General features: G+C 64.5%; 19 protein-coding genes. 9 read left to right on the top strand and 10 right to left on the bottom strand.

Annotation, left to right across the window (positions count from 1 at the left end; genetic code table 11):
- The first annotated feature begins 478 nt into the window (after positions 1-478).
- From AC5V87_RS35820 to AC5V87_RS35805, 4 genes are all read left to right on the top strand, one after another.
- Positions 479-706 carry a hypervirulence associated TUDOR domain-containing protein gene (locus tag AC5V87_RS35820; RefSeq protein WP_456842449.1) on the top strand — a complete coding sequence of 76 codons (228 nt, stop codon included), beginning with the start codon at positions 479-481 and terminating at the stop codon, positions 704-706.
- A 29-nt stretch (positions 707-735) separates the two neighbouring features.
- Positions 736-1,272, top strand: coding sequence for a DUF488 domain-containing protein (locus tag AC5V87_RS35815; protein WP_495369280.1), 537 nt, complete (start codon positions 736-738; stop codon positions 1,270-1,272).
- Between the two features lie 71 nt (positions 1,273-1,343).
- Positions 1,344-1,829, top strand: a complete 486-nt coding sequence (locus tag AC5V87_RS35810) for an L-2-amino-thiazoline-4-carboxylic acid hydrolase (protein ID WP_495369279.1) — start codon at positions 1,344-1,346, stop codon at positions 1,827-1,829.
- Positions 1,830-1,840: 11 nt separating this feature from the next.
- On the top strand, positions 1,841-2,086 hold the full coding sequence (locus AC5V87_RS35805) for a hypothetical protein (RefSeq protein ID WP_495369278.1): 246 nt from the start codon (positions 1,841-1,843) through the stop codon (positions 2,084-2,086).
- Positions 2,087-2,345: 259 nt separating this feature from the next.
- Here the strand turns inward: AC5V87_RS35805 and AC5V87_RS35800 are convergent, their stop codons facing one another.
- Positions 2,346-3,434 (bottom strand): enolase C-terminal domain-like protein, encoded by a 1,089-nt coding sequence (locus AC5V87_RS35800; RefSeq protein WP_495369277.1) that lies wholly within the window; start codon positions 3,432-3,434, stop codon positions 2,346-2,348.
- On the opposite strand from AC5V87_RS35800, the gene AC5V87_RS35795 reads away from it, so the two are divergent.
- On the top strand, positions 3,405-3,611 hold the full coding sequence (locus AC5V87_RS35795) for a hypothetical protein (RefSeq protein ID WP_495369276.1): 207 nt from the start codon (positions 3,405-3,407) through the stop codon (positions 3,609-3,611). The genes AC5V87_RS35800 and AC5V87_RS35795 overlap by 30 nt on opposite strands.
- Before the next feature lie 68 nt (positions 3,612-3,679).
- Here the strand turns inward: AC5V87_RS35795 and AC5V87_RS35790 are convergent, their stop codons facing one another.
- From AC5V87_RS35790 to AC5V87_RS35770, 5 genes are all read right to left on the bottom strand, one after another.
- Positions 3,680-4,903 carry an ABC transporter substrate-binding protein gene (locus AC5V87_RS35790; protein WP_495371997.1) on the bottom strand — a complete coding sequence of 408 codons (1,224 nt, stop codon included), beginning with the start codon at positions 4,901-4,903 and terminating at the stop codon, positions 3,680-3,682.
- 483 nt (positions 4,904-5,386) lie between these two features.
- Positions 5,387-6,316, bottom strand: coding sequence for an alpha/beta hydrolase (locus tag AC5V87_RS35785; RefSeq protein ID WP_495369275.1), 930 nt, complete (start codon positions 6,314-6,316; stop codon positions 5,387-5,389).
- Between the two features lie 123 nt (positions 6,317-6,439).
- Positions 6,440-6,928, bottom strand: a complete 489-nt coding sequence (locus AC5V87_RS35780; RefSeq protein WP_495369274.1) for a hypothetical protein — start codon at positions 6,926-6,928, stop codon at positions 6,440-6,442.
- A 23-nt stretch (positions 6,929-6,951) separates the two neighbouring features.
- A complete protein-coding gene (locus AC5V87_RS35775; RefSeq protein WP_495369273.1) occupies positions 6,952-7,368 on the bottom strand; it encodes a DUF3606 domain-containing protein in 417 nt (138 codons plus the stop codon).
- A 204-nt stretch (positions 7,369-7,572) separates the two neighbouring features.
- A complete protein-coding gene (locus AC5V87_RS35770; protein ID WP_495369272.1) occupies positions 7,573-8,142 on the bottom strand; it encodes an alpha-ketoglutarate-dependent dioxygenase AlkB in 570 nt (189 codons plus the stop codon).
- Positions 8,143-8,222: 80 nt separating this feature from the next.
- On the opposite strand from AC5V87_RS35770, the gene AC5V87_RS35765 reads away from it, so the two are divergent.
- The gene (locus AC5V87_RS35765; protein WP_007597071.1) at positions 8,223-8,363 is read left to right on the top strand and encodes a hypothetical protein; all 141 of its coding nucleotides are present in this window, start codon (positions 8,223-8,225) and stop codon (positions 8,361-8,363) included.
- 180 nt (positions 8,364-8,543) lie between these two features.
- Here AC5V87_RS35765 and AC5V87_RS35760 read toward each other — a convergent pair whose 3' ends face one another.
- The 4 genes from AC5V87_RS35760 to AC5V87_RS35745 form a co-directional block, all read right to left on the bottom strand.
- Complete coding sequence (locus AC5V87_RS35760; protein WP_495369271.1) at positions 8,544-10,166, bottom strand: ABC transporter substrate-binding protein; 1,623 nt, start codon at positions 10,164-10,166, stop codon at positions 8,544-8,546.
- 143 nt (positions 10,167-10,309) lie between these two features.
- Complete coding sequence (locus tag AC5V87_RS35755; protein ID WP_456842457.1) at positions 10,310-11,581, bottom strand: DUF892 family protein; 1,272 nt, start codon at positions 11,579-11,581, stop codon at positions 10,310-10,312.
- A 107-nt stretch (positions 11,582-11,688) separates the two neighbouring features.
- Positions 11,689-13,143, bottom strand: a complete 1,455-nt coding sequence (gene hydA, locus AC5V87_RS35750; protein WP_456842458.1) for a dihydropyrimidinase — start codon at positions 13,141-13,143, stop codon at positions 11,689-11,691.
- A 111-nt stretch (positions 13,144-13,254) separates the two neighbouring features.
- Positions 13,255-13,863 carry a TetR/AcrR family transcriptional regulator gene (locus AC5V87_RS35745; protein ID WP_456842459.1) on the bottom strand — a complete coding sequence of 203 codons (609 nt, stop codon included), beginning with the start codon at positions 13,861-13,863 and terminating at the stop codon, positions 13,255-13,257.
- Between the two features lie 101 nt (positions 13,864-13,964).
- On the opposite strand from AC5V87_RS35745, the gene AC5V87_RS35740 reads away from it, so the two are divergent.
- From AC5V87_RS35740 to AC5V87_RS35730, 3 genes are all read left to right on the top strand, one after another.
- Positions 13,965-14,660, top strand: a complete 696-nt coding sequence (locus AC5V87_RS35740; RefSeq protein ID WP_495369270.1) for a PspA/IM30 family protein — start codon at positions 13,965-13,967, stop codon at positions 14,658-14,660.
- A gap of 54 nt (positions 14,661-14,714) precedes the next feature.
- The gene (locus AC5V87_RS35735) at positions 14,715-14,987 is read left to right on the top strand and encodes a YiaA/YiaB family inner membrane protein (protein WP_456842460.1); all 273 of its coding nucleotides are present in this window, start codon (positions 14,715-14,717) and stop codon (positions 14,985-14,987) included.
- 224 nt (positions 14,988-15,211) lie between these two features.
- The gene (locus AC5V87_RS35730; RefSeq protein ID WP_456842461.1) at positions 15,212-16,276 is read left to right on the top strand and encodes an amidohydrolase family protein; all 1,065 of its coding nucleotides are present in this window, start codon (positions 15,212-15,214) and stop codon (positions 16,274-16,276) included.
- The last annotated feature ends 20 nt before the right edge of the window (positions 16,277-16,296 follow it).

The following is a 16,296-nucleotide window of genomic DNA, read 5'->3' as shown; positions in this document are numbered from 1 at the left end:
GACTCTCAATCAGCTGTTCGATCGGCACGCACAATGTCGCACGGAGCGCGTCGTTTCCCGAACAGCTCGCGGGATGAGCACCGCGCTGGCGGGGCTCGGGAGGTAGCCGGTCGAGCAGGCGTCCGGTGGCACGGGAGGGCGCTCCGCTCATGCCAGCACCTCCCGGGAGGTCGGCCGCTTTCCATGAGCTTTCCACGTTCGGGCCAAAACGCCGGAAAATGGCGCCGAACCGGACGGCACGGGACGAAACGGAAGCGTTTTGAAATCAACGAGATACGCCTGCGGGACCTTCCTTGACATGGTAGGGGTCACAGGTTCGATCCCTGTCGTGCCCACCACGCGTCGCGTTCGGCTTCGCGTGGCACAGCCTGGAAAATTGCGGCGAAGCGTGTCCGGCGTATCCTAGAGCGCGTAGACGGACGGGCGCGTCTTGCTCGGTATCGTGGAACGCCCGAACGCCATCCGGCATTGTTCCGCCATGCCCAAAGCCTCCGCAAAAACCTTCAAGCGCGGCGATCACGTCAGCTGGAATTCAGAGGCCGGCCGCGTGCGCGGCCATATCCTGCGGGTGCACACCAAGGACGTTGACTACAAGGGGCACACGCACCATGCGAGCCCGGATGATCCGCAATACGAGATCAAGAGCGACAAGACCGATCACGTCGCCCTGCACAAGGGCCGGGCATTGCGGCGGCTGCGCAGCTGAGCGGCACGAGGCGAGCTGACGGGCTGCCCATGGCTCATCCCTTCTTCACCATCGGCCATGCCGCGCGTTCGCTCGAGGAATTCGCCGGACTGTTGCAGGGCAGCTCGGTCACCTTCGTCGCCGACGTGCGCACCGTGCCCCGATCCCGCACCAACCCGCAGTACAATCGCGAGACGCTGCCGCAGTCGCTGGCGGTCGACGCGATCGGCTACGAGCACATCGCCTCGCTCGGCGGCCTGCGCGGCCGCAAGGGTGAAGTGCCGCGCGAGACCAACGCCTTCTGGCAGAACGACAGTTTTCACAATTACGCCGACCACGCTATGGGCTCGGTCTTTCACGAAGGTCTCGTTCATTTGCGCGGCCTCGGGCGGATGCAGCGCTGCGCCATCATGTGTGCGGAAACATTGTGGTGGCGGTGCCACCGCCGGATCATCACAGATTGTCTGCTCGCGGCCGGCGAGACGGTGTTTCACATTCTGGGACCCGGGCAGGTCAAAGAGGCCGAGATCAATCCGGCCGCGCGCGTCATGGCTGATGGCCGCCTGTCCTACCCCGCGCAAAATTAGCCAAGCGTCGACGCCAGAGATATGCTCGCCGGCATCCAGGCGAGATATCTTCCAGAGACACGAGGCCGCCCATGAGCGTGTCCGTCATCGAGCAGGCAAAAATCCAGGCGCAGGTGCTGGTGCCGCTGGTCAAGGCATTGCAGGCCGAGCTCGGCGAGGCGCGCGCCAATGCGCTGGTGCGCAGGGTGCTCGGCGATCTCTACCGCGGTTTCGGCGAGGAATTCTGGAAGACCAAGAACCCTGCGAACAACGAAGCCGATCTCGGCAAGACCGTATCTTCGGCATTCAGGACCTACGCCCGCGACGACGCGCTCAGCTATGACGTCATCGAGCAGACGCCGGACGCGTTCGCATTCGACGTGACGCGCTGCGCCTATGCCGAGTTCTATAAGGCGCTCGGTGAGCCGGAGCTTGGCTTTCTCCTGGTCTGCACCGCGGACTTTGCGACCGCCGAAGGGTTCGGCCCCGACGTCAAGCTCACGCGTACCCAGACGATCATGCAGGGCGCCTCTCATTGCAATTTCCGCTATCGGCGCGATGGAGGCAGGTCACAGTGAAGGAACCGCAAATGACCCGGGTTGGCCGTCTTGCGTTGGCGGTGATGGCGCTGATGGCGTCGCGCGCCGAGGCTGCGATCATCGACTGGCAGGCCGAGCTCCAGCGCTGCCGCGAGCTGCGCCAGAACGTGGCGCCGCTGCTTCAGGCCGGCGAGGGGATATCCGCCGTCGGCCGCTCCAACCGGTCTGTCCGTCGCTGCATCTGGATCCAGCGCATGGCGGTGCGCAAGAAAATACCGGGCGCTGAGGTGTGGTAGTACTCCGTCATTGCGAGCCAAGGGGTCCGCGCGAAGCGCGGACCCCTTGGCTCGCAATGACGGTGTGGAGACAGTGACGCGTTCTGTCACCATCACCCCTGAGGCGCTCGCCTCTTCAGCGGCCCTCGAAGGGCGACGGGCCCGCTGCATCCGGGCTGTTCACTCTTCGAGGCTCGCGGTGCGAAGCTTCGCATCGCGCAACGCGCACCTCCAGCGACAACCGCTTGGCGGTTGCGCGGGGATGACCGGGCCGGCATGATCACTCCACCAAATACTTCCTCACCGCCGCGTCGTCCCACGCGATCCCGTTCCCCGGCTCCTCGCTCGGCAGCGCAAAGCCGTCCTTGATCTTCAAGCGCGTCGTCAGCACCGCGTCGGCCCAGTCGACATATTCCAGCCAGTGCGCTGATGGCGTCACGCAGAGCAGGTGCGCGCTGACCTCCGAGAACAGGTGCGTCGACATCTCGATGCCGGCGGCGTGGGCGAGCGCGGCGGCGCGCAGCCAGCCGGTGACGCCGCCGATGCGCTGCACGTCAGGCATGACGTAATCGGACGCCTCGGCGGCCAGCGCCGCCTGCATCGAGAACGCGCTGTCGAAATTCTCGCCGATCTGGACCGGCGTGCGCAGCGCGTCCGCGATGCGGGCGCAACCCTCGTAGTCGTCGTGGCGGATCGGCTCCTCGATCCAGGTCAGGCCCTCGTCGTCGAGCATCTCGCCGCGGCGAATGGCTTCGGTGACCGTCAGCGCCTGGTTGTAGTCGCACATCAGCGTCACCTCGTCGCCGACGGCCTTGCGCACCGCGCGCACCACGGCGAGATCGTCCCGCGCGTCGGGCCGGCCGACGCGGATCTTTGCGGCGTGAAAGCCTTCGGCGAGCAGCTTGTAAGCTTCTTCCACTGCAGCGCCCGCCGGCATGATGCCGAGGCCCTTCGAATTGTAGGCGCGCACCGGCTTCGGCGCGCCGCCGAGCAGGCGCGCCAGCGGCAGGCCGCGTGTGCGGGCCAGCGCGTCCCATGCCGCCATGTCGATGCCGGATTGCGCCAGGCGCTGCAGGCCGGCAAGGCCAAGCAGCGTGAAGCGCTGGGTCAGCTTGCGCTCGATCTCGAACGGCAGCAGCGCATCGCCGGCGACGAGCTCTGACATTTCCGCGACCATCGCGGTCAGCGGCTTCAGGGCCGAGGGCGTGATCGCAAACAGATAGGCATGCCCCACGGCGCCCTGGTCGGTCTCGCAGTCGATCAGCACCAGCGGCGCCTTCGCGACCGTGCCGGTCGAGGTCTGGAGCGGCAGGTTCATCGGCACGATCACGGGGCGCGCATGGAAGCGCTTGATGCGGATGTCGGTCATTCCAAGATCTCCCGGCGGCGTGAATGCAGGTTCAAGCCGATCTTAAACATTCATTATGAAACGAAAAGGTGGCTGCTGCGACCACCATATCTCGATCCCGCCGTGGTGAAGTCAGGCAACGCCGCCCGCGTGCGCACGCTCCTGGAAAACGCGCTGGCCTCGCTCAAGCCGGCGTGACGGGGGGAATAGTCGCAAAAGGTGCGTGTTGAACGCCGTGCTGTACCAACGACACGTCCACGCGAGGCTCACCTTGCCGCCCCCTCCGTGAACGCCGTCTCGATCACGTCGCCAAACGGCTGCCAGGAGCGGCCGTCGAATTGCACCAGCCGCATCTGCTTGATCGGCAGATAGCTGTCCGGCGAGGTGTTCAACCTGATGTCGGGCAGCGCGACGGAGGGCTGATAGGCCTTCAGCGATGCCGCCTGCCGCATGATGTTCTCGCGCGAGAAATCGTCACCGCATTGCTTCAGCACCCTCGTCAGCGCCTCGGCCGCGGCGTAGCCGTAGACCGCTGCGCTGTTGTTGGTGCTTTCGATCTGGTGGTACTTGTCCATGAAGGCGAACCAGTCCTTCATGCCGGCATCGTCCTTCCAGGCGGGATCGCTCGGATCCTTCAGGAACGCCGCTGAGATCACGCCGGATGAATTCTCGAGGCCGGCTGGCGCCATCGCATTGGCGATCGAGGCGGAGGCATCGTTCACGATGAACACCGGGCGCCATTTCATTGACGCCGCGAGCTTGATCACCTTGGACGCTGTCGACGGCACGCCGAGAAAGACGAAGATGTCGGCGCCCGCGCGCTTGAGGATCGAGACGTGGCCGTCGAGATGCTCGTCATTGATGTCGAAGGCGATGTCGACGAGGACCTGACGGTTGAGCTCGCCGAGCCCTTCCTGGATGCCCTTGTACAGCATGCGCCCGAACTGATCGTTCTGCCAGAGCACCACGATCTTCTTTCGGGGATAATAGGCCTGGATATAGTTGGCGTAGATGCGCCCTTCGGAGCGGAACGACGGCTGCCAGCCCATGGTCCAGGGAAACGCCTTGGCCTGGCTCAGCTCCTCGTCGCCGGAGGCGACGAACAGTTGCGGGATTTTCCTCTCGTTCAGATACCATCGCGTGGCGATATTGCCGGGCGTGCCGAACGAGCCGAACATCAGCTGCACGCCGTCCTTCTCGACCAGGTTGCGGGTCAGCTCCAGCGCGGTCGCCGGATCGGAATTGTCGTCGCGCGTGATGAAGCGGATCTTGCGGCCGTTGATGCCGCCGCGCGCATTGACCATGTCGAAATACGCGGCCTCCGCCGTGCCGATCGCGCCGAACTCCGAGAGCGGCCCCGAATACGGCATGACATTGCCGATGCGGATTTCGGTGTCGGTCGCGGGTTGTTCGGTGTGTTGCTGCGACATCGCCCCGAGCGAGGCAAAAGCGATCATCGAAACGAACAGGAGTCTGCCGGTGACGCGCATGTTCGACACCTTGTCGTTGGCCCCCAACGAGGTCGGCCCGATCCGCACCAAGGCCGCTTAATCTACGTCAAGCGTTTGGCAAAGCTGTGGCCGGGCAGCCCGCTTCAATGCGACGCATGGGCGGAAAGCAAAACGGCAGCCGTGTTGACGCGCTGCATCGATTTCTGATCGAGAGAGTGTGTCGTGTGGCACTTGCTCTTACCCTCCCCTGGAGGGGAGGGTCGATCGCGCGCAGCGCGAGCGGGGTGCGGTGATCTCTCCACTCGGGCACTGTTGGAAGTGGAGAGACCGTCACCCCACCCCGTCTCACATTTCGCTACGCTCCATGTGAGCCGACCCTCCCCCTCCAGGGGAGGGGTAAGGACCGACCTCTCACGACGCGAGAGGTGTGCTCCCTCCTCTTGTCCGGCGCAGCCTTGGCGAAGGCGGATGTGGGGCAGGGCCGGGCGCTCAGTAAAGGTATGAGCAAGAGGCAAGGCGCCCCTACGGCAGCCCCCGCGCCTCCAGCTGATGCACCAGCAGCAGTGTCGGCTCGGCGAGGCTGTCGCCCGAACCATCGAGCCCGAACGCGGCGGCGATGCCGTCGCGGCTGCGCAGCAGCGCGCTGCGCGGGCAATGGCCGGCGCCGCAGAGCGTCTTTTTCAGCGTCTCGCCTTGTGCGACGAGATTGGCAGGATCGTCCGTGGCCCAGGCCAGCACGATCGGCACATCGACATTGAGGATCCCCGGGTAGACCGACCGCTTGTCGTACTGGGCGGCGTCGGGGCCGAGATAGGCCTTCACACTGTCGCTGGCGTCCTTGCCGGCGCGATAGATCCCGGACACCAGCACCACGGCGGCGACCTCGGCGCGATCGGCCTGGAGCTCGGGATGCGCCAACAGCGTCGCAACATGGAACGCGCCGGCGCCGTAGCCGACCGCGACGATCTCGCGGGCGTCGCCATTGAAGAGGTCGATATTGCCGTGGACCCAGGACAGCGCTGCCGCGACGTCGGTCGCCCCCGCCGGCCAGGCCGCCGACGGGGCGAGGCGGTAGTTGACCCGCACCCCGATCATGTCATTGCGCGCGGCAAAGCACATCGCCTGGTCCTGCATCTCGCGCGACAGGTCCGGCGTCCCACGGTCGCCGGTGAAGGTGTCCCCGGTCACGAACACCAGCACCGGCCGCGGCGTCGTCGCCTTGGTCGCGCTGGCGGCGACGTCGAGCACATTGGCTTCGCTCTCGCCATAGCGCAGGCCGCGCGAGAAGGTGACCTGCTCGCACAGCCGTGCGGTGCCGCCGGCGGTGGTGTCGGAATCGGTGAGGCCCGTCAGGACGAGATCGGACCGGGGAAGCGGCCGCGCCGGCATCGGGCCATGCGCGGATGCGGTCGTGACAGTCAGAAGCAGGAAAAGTGCGAGATTATTCTTCATATTGGTGTCGGCCTTGCGCGCCTCATCATGGGTCGCCGATCGGGCCTGTCTTTTCAATTCGCCTTATTAGTTAGCTGGGCTTGAGGCGATTTCACGGCGCCGTGGCTGGTTCTCGGGAGACGCTCAATTCCCGGGCTGGAATGTGCAATCCGCCCCGCTGCCGTCCTTCCGCCTGATCGCGTTGGGGTCGATCGTGCAGCTCAGCTTGGTCAGGCTCTCGAAATTCGATCCGGCCGCGCCATCAGGCGGAATGCCCGCCAGCGCTTCCGTCGCGAAAATCTCGTTTGCGGTAGAGCCGTTCACGGTCTTTGTCTTCTTGCCGAACGTGACCTCGCAATTGCGAACGGTGATATCGACATTGCCGGTGCGGCAGATGATCTTGTCCGCCGTCACCGTGATCGGCTTCTTGTAGGGAACGTCGGCGTTGGCGGCGAACAGCATCGCCATCGCCTTCTTCTCGGGCCCCGTCAGGTCCGGCGACAGCGGCGCGATCACGCCCGCGAGCGCCAGCGCCGTCGCGCCCGACACTTTTGCAGGCTCGGAGGCGCCCGCGGCATTTTGTGCGCAGGCAGCGATGAGGCCGCAGGCGAGGATCAGTCGACCGGATGTCATGTTGCCTCCACCGGCCTGCCGTTTCAGGCGGCTTTCTTGCGTGTGGTGGCCTTCTTCGTGGTCTTCCTCGTCGTTTTCCTGGCCGTTTTCTTCTTCGCCGCCTTCTGCGCCGCGAGATAGGCCTCGACCTTCTTGGAGGAATGGCCGGCTGCCCCGACCACGAGCCTCAGCTTGGCCGGGGTGATCTTGAACTTCTTCGACCAGTAGCGGACCTCGTAGGGCTCGCTGAGCGCGATCCGGCTCTTGTCGGCGGCGCGGTGCTTCTGGAGCTTGATGTACTCCTCGACCTTCCTCGCGGAATGGCCGACCTTCTTGACGGCGTATTTCAGCTTGGCCGGGCTGACCTTGAACTTCTTCGACCAGTAGGCGACTTCGTATGTCTCGGCGAGCGCAATCAGCGCCCGATCGGCTCCGCCGCGCTTCGCCTTGTTGTCGGCCATGCTTCCCTCCTGCCCTGGATGGCATCTAGTCTAGCATGCAACCGGATTTGGAAGGCAAGATGCCAGCCGCGCGATGATTTGCGCGGCGCGGCCGTTTTGCGCCGACGTGTCAGACATTTGTCGCGCGTGACCCCGCCTCGAGCCGGCTGAGGGCCTTCTACTGTGCATGGGGTTGTTTTCGCAGTCTTGGTTGGGGCCGACCCGTCAGGCCTGCTTCATGGTCCGGAAGGTGATGGAATAGCGGCGTGCCTCAACCGGCGGGATGCTGTGCTCCCATTGCGAGCGCGCCTCGCCGTCCATCATGTAGAGCGAGCGCGGAACGGCCTCGAGCGTGTGGCGCTGCCATTTGTCGCCACTGCGACGGCGGAAGCGGAATTTGCAGGGAGAGCCGAGCGACAGGCCGAGCACCTTGTCGAAGTGGGGCTTGTCGCGATGCCAACCGATGCCGACGCCGGCCTCGTATTCGGTGCACAGCACCTGTCGCACGCTGTCCGCGGTAAGGCCGGCCCACGCCTCGACCCGGCGCGCGACAGGCAGCACCCAGTCCGGGATCGGATCGGCCTCGGCGAGCCGTTGCAGCGTGTAGTCGTAGCGGTAGCCGAATGAGGCCACCCGGCGGTTGCCCTCGAACGCGCCGAACTGGAAGCGCTGCAACGGCAATGCCGCGATGCGGCCGATCAGATCCTGCTCGGCGGCGGCGTCGATAAAATTGTCCGCATAGCGAAGCCCGGCGGGACCGCTGTCCGGATCGGCGAACAAACCAAGCTGCGTCATTTCTCGCATTTCCGTGATGGAACCTAATGGCGGCTGATGCGACTTATCTATTGACGCGGGAAGTAACGTGCGAGGCTGTCATGGCAGAGAAGCATACCGCCGATCCAGCAGAGATCATGCGGGCCACCGGTCATCCTGAGCTGGAATATGCCGCCGGCTGGACCATCGCCGGTCTCGTCACCATCGGCACCATCGTCGCGGCCTGGGTGTTCGCGATCTAGCTAAAGGGAATTGCAGCTCGAAGGCGGTGCCCTCGTCGGTCGGCTTGAGCCTGATCGCGCCGCCATGGCTCGCCATCACCGCGCGCGGTCTACATTCTCGGTGCAAAGAGGCAAGGCGTGGATGGCTGGGACGAGCCCGGCCATGACGATGAGAACACGTCGAACTTTCGGCGCGCCAAGCTATGATTTCGCAAACTGGCGGTAATCCGGCTCGCGGTGAAACCAGAATTCGTATCCAGTGACTCCCTTCTGCATGGCGACGTCATGGATCGGCTGATTGAGCGGGACGACCGGAACATCCCGCATGCAAAGTGTGATGAAATCCTTCACCGCCTTGTTGTACTCCGCCGCATCTTTGGTGAAGCGAGCCTTGTCGATCAGCGCGTCCATCTCCTTGTTCCGGTAGGAGGAGATGTTGAAGATCGAATTGCTGCCGTGGAAATTCCAGTAGAAGTAATATTCGGGATAATCCAGCCAGCCGCTGAAGCGGTTGAGCGCGAGCGGCAGCTCCTTCTTGTTGAGCGTCGTGCGCCAGTTGGCGCCCGGAATCTTCTCGATCGATGCCTTGATGCCGACCTTGGCGAGGTTCTCCTGGATCAGGATGGCGGTCGGCTCACCGACGGTCGCAGTGCCTGTGTCGAGCGACAAGGTCGTCTCCAGGCCCGACTCGAAGCCCGCTTCCCTCATCAGCGCCTTGGCCTTGTCGAGATCGGTGACATAGGGAAACGGCTGTGGCCAGACCGGTCTTGAGACTTCGGCAACCCCACCGTACATGGGAACGGCGCGGCCGAAGAACGCGCTGCTCTGGATCTGCTCATAGGGCATCGCCCAGGCGACGGCCTGGCGCAGCTTCACATTGTCGAATGGCGGTTTTGCCGTGTTCAGCGCGACGTACCACAGCGCATTCGGGATCGGCACGCCCGAGACCTTGACCTTGCCCTCCCTGATGATCTGCTCGAAGTCGCGCGGCGCAAAGCCGCTGGAAATATCGGCATCGCCGCGCTCCAGCATGGCGCGGCGGGTGCCGGCGGAGGGCACGTCGCGCGCGATCACGCGTTTCACCTTCGGCAGTGGTCCGCTCTTCCAGTCGTCGAAGCGCGCCAGGACGGTCTCGCTGCCGGGCTTCCAGCTCTCGATCCTGTAGGCACCCCCGCCGGCCTCGTTGTTCTTCAGCCAGGCCAGTGCCCAGGGGTCCTCAGCGGTTGCGTTCTTCTTTGCGAGCTCCGAGTTGATGATGAAGGGCACGACGACGGCGACGTTGAACAGCAGCATCTTGTCCTTGCGCACATAGTCGATGCGGAAGGTGTGGTCGTCGACCGCCACGAACTGCTCGGGCTTCTCCAGCGATCCCGCGGACATCTGGAAGGTCGGAAACCCGCCGACCTTCACCGCGCGATCGAACGACCATTTGACGTCCTTGGCCGTGACCGGTGTGCCGTCGTGGAATTTCGCGTTCTTGCGAAGCTTGAAGGTGCAGGACATGCCATCGGCCGCGACCTCCCAGCTTTCCGCAAGCTCAGGTGCGAGCTTCTCGCGGTCGTATGAGGTCGTGCCGTCGGGCAGCGTCTTTGAGGCGTAAGTCAGCAGGCGGTCGTAGCAATTCCACGACAGACCGTTCACGGTCTGGTTGGAGCCGACGCCCTGCATGTCGAGCGAGTTCGGCCCGAGTTCCTGCACCACCAGAAGCGTTTCGCTGCGTCCCTGTGCCCAGGCGGCCGGAGGGGCAAGGGACGCCATTCCGGCGGCACTGATACCGCCGAGCACCACGCTGCGGCGGCTGATACCGAAAGGTGAAACGCTCATGGGTGCCTCCTGCCCGGGAATTGTTCGGCATAGAGAGGCAAGGTGTGTGCCATCGGCACGAATGATCGCGGCGCACCTGCTGCGTTCCGCCCCGCGATGGTGCTAGGCGGGACGTCTGCTGCGTCCGGGGCGCCGGCTGCTCGCTATTCAGCCTGCTCCAGCGCGGCAGGCATCTTCGCGACCGACATCAGCGAGCGCGCGACCTGATTGAGCAGGAGGTCGGCATTCTCTTCCTCGGCAAGCGATTTGGACAGCAGGGCGACGATCGCGCTATGCCGGAGTTGCTGTGCCAGATTGCGTGCGGTGGTGTAGCCCGCCATCTCGTAATGTTCGACGCGTTGAGCCGCTCCGATCAGCGCGAGGTCGGCGGCTGCATCCTGCTTCTTTTCGCCCTCCTTCATGACCTCCTGGCCCTCCTCGACCAGGCCCATCATGCCCTTGCAGGGTTTTGCCCGGGCGCTCTCGCCGAGCAGCTCGAAACATTCATTGATGCGCTCGATCTGATTCTCGGTTTCGCCGAGATGCTGCTCGAACAGCTCCCGCAACTGGTCGAACCGCGCGGCCTGCGCCATTTTGGGAAGCGCCTTGGTCAACTGCTTCTCGGCGTGGAGAATGTCGCGCAGCTCATGCAGCAGGAGATCGGTCAGCCCCGCTTCGTCGACAGGCGGCGAGCTCTCCGCGACGATCGGCGTGGCTGCACCCGCGTCCGTGGACTGGAGCGCAGGCGATTCCGTGAACACCCAATCTTCTCCCTCGTTCCAGGGACCTCTCGTGTCGATCTCGCCATGGTCGCCGCTGCCGGTGGAGTCGTTGAAGTACTGGTTCACGAGCCCGGGCGTCGGAGCGATCCTGCCGATGCTGAAGGCCGGCTTCGACAGGCTTTCGAGCGCTCGCGCAAACGCCTTCATATGCGTGATCTCGCGCGTCATCAGGAATTGCAGCGCGTCCTTGCTGCCGGCGTCGTCGCAGAAATTGATCAGGCGCTCGTAGACGATCTTCGCGCGGGCTTCGGCGGCAATGTTGCTGCGAAGGTCGACGTCAAGCTCGCCGGTGATCTTGAGGTAGTCGGCGGTCCAGGGATTGCCCTGCGAATTGAACAGATTGACGCCGCCGCCGCCGGCAATGGCGATGAGCGGATCGGCTTCTGCCGCCTGGCGGTCGTTGCGCGAGGGCGCCAGATGCATCCGCGCGAGGCAGCCGACGACTTCAAGATGACTGAGCTCCTCGGTGCCGATATCCATCAGCAGGTCCTTGCGGTCGGGATCCTCGCAGTTCAGCCCTTGAATCGAGTATTGCATCGCGGCTGCGAGTTCCCCATTGGCGCCGCCGAATTGCTCGAGCAGCATATTGCCGAAGCGCGGATCGGGTTCGTCGACGCGCACGGTGAACATCAGCTTCTTGACGTGGTGATACATGGGATGGCTCGCGCTCTGAGGGAAACTACGCGCGACAACAAACCCCCGAAACGTTCGTTCCTAGGCCGTTTTCGACTATCTTCGTTCGTGTAGAGGCGACGAATGCGCTACGGCGTCACCGCTCCGCGTGCGACCGCGCGCGGAGCGGTCAATTCCTTCCAGGTCGAATTGGCGACATGCACAGGCGAGAAGGCGGGCCGCTCCACATAGTGGCCATCGCCCGCCTCGGCGCGCAGATCGCCATGCTTCCAGACGATACGGCCGCGCGACAGCGTCACCGTGGCGCCGCCGGTACAGGAAAATCCCTCGAACACGTTGTAGTCGATCCGGCTCATCTGCCGCTTCGCGCTGATGGTCTTGCTCGCCTTCGGATCCCACACCACGAGATCGGCATCCGAGCCGACCGCGACCGCGCCCTTGCGGGGATAGATGTTGAGGATGCGGGCTATGTTGGCCGAGGTGACCGCGACGAACTCCTCCTTGGTCAGCCGTCCCGTGGCGACGCCCGCGGTCCAGAGCAGCGCCAATCGGTCTTCGAGGCCGCCGGTGCCGTTCGGGATCTTCCTGAAATCGCCGCGCCCGAACCGCTTCTGCTCGGTGGTGAAGGCGCAATGGTCGGTCGCGACCACTTGGAGCGAGCCTGATTGCAGCCCGGCCCACAGACTTTCCTGGTGCTGCTTGTCGCGGAACGGCGGCGACATCACGCGCTGCGCCGAATGGTCCCAGTCCTTGTTCTGGTATTCATCGGCGTCCAGCAGCAGATGCTGGATCAGCGGCTCGCCATAGACGCGCTTGCCCGCCGCGCGCGCCCGCGCGATCGCCTCATGCGCCTCGCGGCAGCTGGTGTGCACGATGTAGACTGGCGTGCCGGTCATATCAGCGATCATGATGGCGCGGTTGGTGGCTTCACCCTCGACCTCCGGCGGCCGAGAGTAAGCGTGGCCTTCGGGGCCGGTGACGCCGCGCGCGATCAGCGCGTCCTGCATCAACGCGACGACATTGCCGTTCTCCGCATGGACTACGGGCATGGCGCCGAGATGGGCGCAGCGCGCGAACGAGTTGTAGAGCTCGTCGTCGTTTACCATCAGCGCGCCCTTGTAGGCCATGAAATGCTTGAAGGTGTTGATGCCGTAGGTTTTGACCACGGTCTCCATCTCGTCATAGATCTGCTTCGACCATGACGTCACCGCCATGTGGAAGCCGTAGTCGGTCGCCGCCTTCTCGGATTTGTGCCGCCACTCCTGATAGGCCGCGAGCATCGACTGGCCGGGATCGGGCAGGCAGAAGTCCACCACCATCGTGGTGCCGCCGGCGAGCGCCGCCTTCGTTCCCGACTCGAAATCGTCGGCTGTCACCGTGCCCATGAACGGCATTTCGAGATGGGTGTGCGGATCGATGCCGCCCGGCATGACGTAGGCGCCGCCGGCGTCGATGATTTCGGCGCCGGTGGGCGGCTCGAGCGACGCGCCCATCGCTGCGATCGTCTCGCCATCGATCAGCACATCGGCGCGGCGCGAATGATCGTGATTGACGACGGTGCCGCCGCGGATGAGGAGGGGCATGGGACGCTCCGGAGCGAGATGAAGGGGACGTTTTCGCCACGAAGGCTAAGCGCGGCGACCGCGATGCGACAGGCGAAATTTTAGTCAGCCGATCGCTTTGCCGCGCACTCTCTACGCCGCATGGGCAATCAGTCCGTCGATCATCGCACGCACGAGGCCCGCGATCTCCTTGCGCAGCGCCGGCAGCGGAACGGCGACCAGCTTCTGTTCCAGCCCCAGCGCCACCATGCCGTGCACGGCAGAGAACAGACTGCGGGCGGTGATGCCGAGTTCCTCAGGGCTGCGCTTTGGAAACAAGACAGCCAGCGGCTGGTAGATGTGGCGGAACAGCTGCATCTGGTCGTCGATCGACCAGTCGGGGACTTCCTTACCGGCCTGCATGCGGTGCTCGAACAGCGCGCGCCAGAGTTCGAGATTTTCGGCGGCAAAATCGCAATAGGCGATTGCGATGCGAACCAGGGTCTCCTGCGGCGACCGCTCGCCTGCGCTCTCCGCCGCGCTGAGTGCTTCGTCGAGGCGAAGCAGCGTGCGCGAGCCGACGCGCAGGATCAGCTCGTCCACATCGGCCACGAGATTGTAGACGGCGCCATTGGCGCAGCCGATCTCGCGGGCGAGATCGCGGGTTTTCAGGCCGCCTAATCCGCGGCTTGCGATCATCCGTTCCGCCGCCAGGATCAGGTCGGCCCGAAGTTTTTCTCGACGTTCCACGGCTTTAGACATTCGTTAACCACAAGCGTGAGCGCTGCTCAAATCATTCTTGAGCAATGCTCAAGATGTGCTACAAGGCATCTGTGAGCAGCGCTCATAACAGGGAGCAGCCAATGTTCAAGACCGTAGTGACACTTTTCCGCGGCAGCGTGGCCGCCGCGGGCGAGGAACTGGAGGACCGGACGGCCCTTCTGATCCTCGACCAGCAGATGCGTGATGCGGCCGCGGCCGTCGAGCGCAGCAAGCGGACGCTGGCGCTGGCGATCGCCCAGGACCAGCAGGAAGGCCGCAAGCTCGAGGCGACGATCGCTCGTATCGCCGATCTCGAGACGCGCGCGGTTGCGGCACTCGATGGCGGTCGCGAGGATCTCGCCAAGGAAGCGGCCGAAGCCATCGCAGGGCTCGAGGCCGACCGCGATGCGGCGACGACGGCGCGCGCACTGTTCGCGACCGAGATTGCGCGCCTGAAGCGGCACGTGGCGAATGCGCAGGCCCGCATCACCGACCTCGATCGCGGCCGTCGCGTCGCCCGCGCTTCGGAAGCGGTGCGCTCGCTTCGCCGCAGCGGTATCGAGGCAGCCCGCCCTTACGAATCCACGCTGCCAGAGGCGGAGGGCACCTTGCGGCGCCTGCGCGAGCGCCAGATGGAGGCCCAGGCGGCAGATGATGCGCTGGTCGAGCTCGATGCGGCCACCGGTCCGCTCGCCACCGCCGAGAAGCTTGCCGAGCAGGGCTTTGGCCCCCGACTCAAGACGACCGCGGACGACGTGCTGGCGCGGTTGAAGTCCAAGCGCAGCCCGGCTGGCTGATCTCAAACCCGATCTCTCAAATCCCATCATCATTCGAACCAACAGGAGACTATCATGAACCAGAACGGCCAGCCCCACAGCAGCGCTTGGGTGACTTTCACTTACGTGTCCTTCGCAGCTTCCGCCTTCCTCGTCGCGCTCGGCATCTTCTTCCTGCCGATCGACCTCTGGATGAAGGGCTATCTCACGATGGGCATCGTGATGCTGATCCAGACCTGCGTCACCCTGACCAAGACCGTGCGCGACAATCATGAGAGCAGCCGGCTGGTGAACCGCATCGAGGATGCCAAGGCCGAGCGGCTGCTGATGGAGGTATCCAAGGCCTGAGACGAGAACGCCCGGACTGCACAACGGCTTGCAACATTGGGGCGGTGGGTGCCGGAGCGTCCACCGCGCGCCTGATCCGCATATCGCGCCTGCGAAATGCAACCGAGCCATGACGGATCGCGCGGGCGCGCGCCCTTGCGTGGCGGCGCCGGCCGGCGCAGTCTCTTCAGGCGGCGCGAATAACGCCGCCAATAAGACTCTGCGAGGAACTCCGAGGAAGCTCCATGGCGGCGACGCGGATCGACTGCGACATCCACCCGGCTGTTGGTGGCACACGCACCACGCTGCTTCCTTATCTCAGCGATCACTGGAAAGAGCAGGTGGTGAGCCGCGCCATCGACGGGCTCGATCTCACCTCCTATCCGCCGAGCATGCCGCTTTCGGGCCGCGCGGATTGGCGGCCGGCCAATGGCGCCAAGCCCGGCTCCGATCTCGCCATGGTGCAGAAGGGCGCCTTCGAGCAGCTCGGCGCCAGCCACGCCATTCTCAACGTTCTCTACGGTGCGCAGGCCGTGTTCGACGCCTATATGGCGGCCGACTTCTGCAAGGCGATCAACGACTGGATCGCCGCCGAATGGCTGTCGCGCGATCCGCGCCTGCGCGCCTCCATCGTGGTGCCGATGCAGGCGCCGGATCTCGCCATCGAGGAGATCGAGCGCCGCGCCGGCGACAACCGCTTCGTCTCCATCCTGGTGCTGGCGCAGGGCGAGACGCTGCTGGGACGACGCCATTTCTGGCCGGTCTACCAGCTCGCCGAGAAATACCAGCTGCCGCTCGCGATCCACGCCGGCACGCAATATCGGCAGGCGCCGAGCTCGGCCGGCTGGCCATCGCACCGCTACGAATATTACTTCGTCGAGGCGCAGGCGTTTCAGGCACAGATATTGAGCCTGATCTATGAGGGCGTGTTCGGCAAGTTCCCGAACCTGAAGGTCGTGCTGATGGAGTCGGGCGTGAGCTGGCTGCCGGCTTTCATGTGGCGTGCCAACAAGACCTGGCGCGGCGTGCGGGTCGAGGTGCCCTGGGTCGAGCGCGAGCCGGCCGCGATCATCCGCGACAATTTCCGCGTCACCATGCAGCCGTTCGATGCCCCCGCCGATGCCAGAAGCGTCGAGGAGATCATCGATCAGATCGGCTCCGAAAAGATGTTCCTGTTCGCGTCCGACTATCCGCACTGGCAGTTCGACGGGGACGATCCGATCCCGCCGAATCTGCCGAAGAGCATCATCGCAAAGATGTGCGTCGACAATCCGCTGGAGACGTTTCCGCGGCTCAAACTGAATGCTTGAACCATGTTGATGGTATCCGA

The organism is Bradyrhizobium sp. SOJA106 (assembly GCF_059448745.1).
This window is presented reverse-complemented; position numbering and strand designations above follow the sequence as displayed.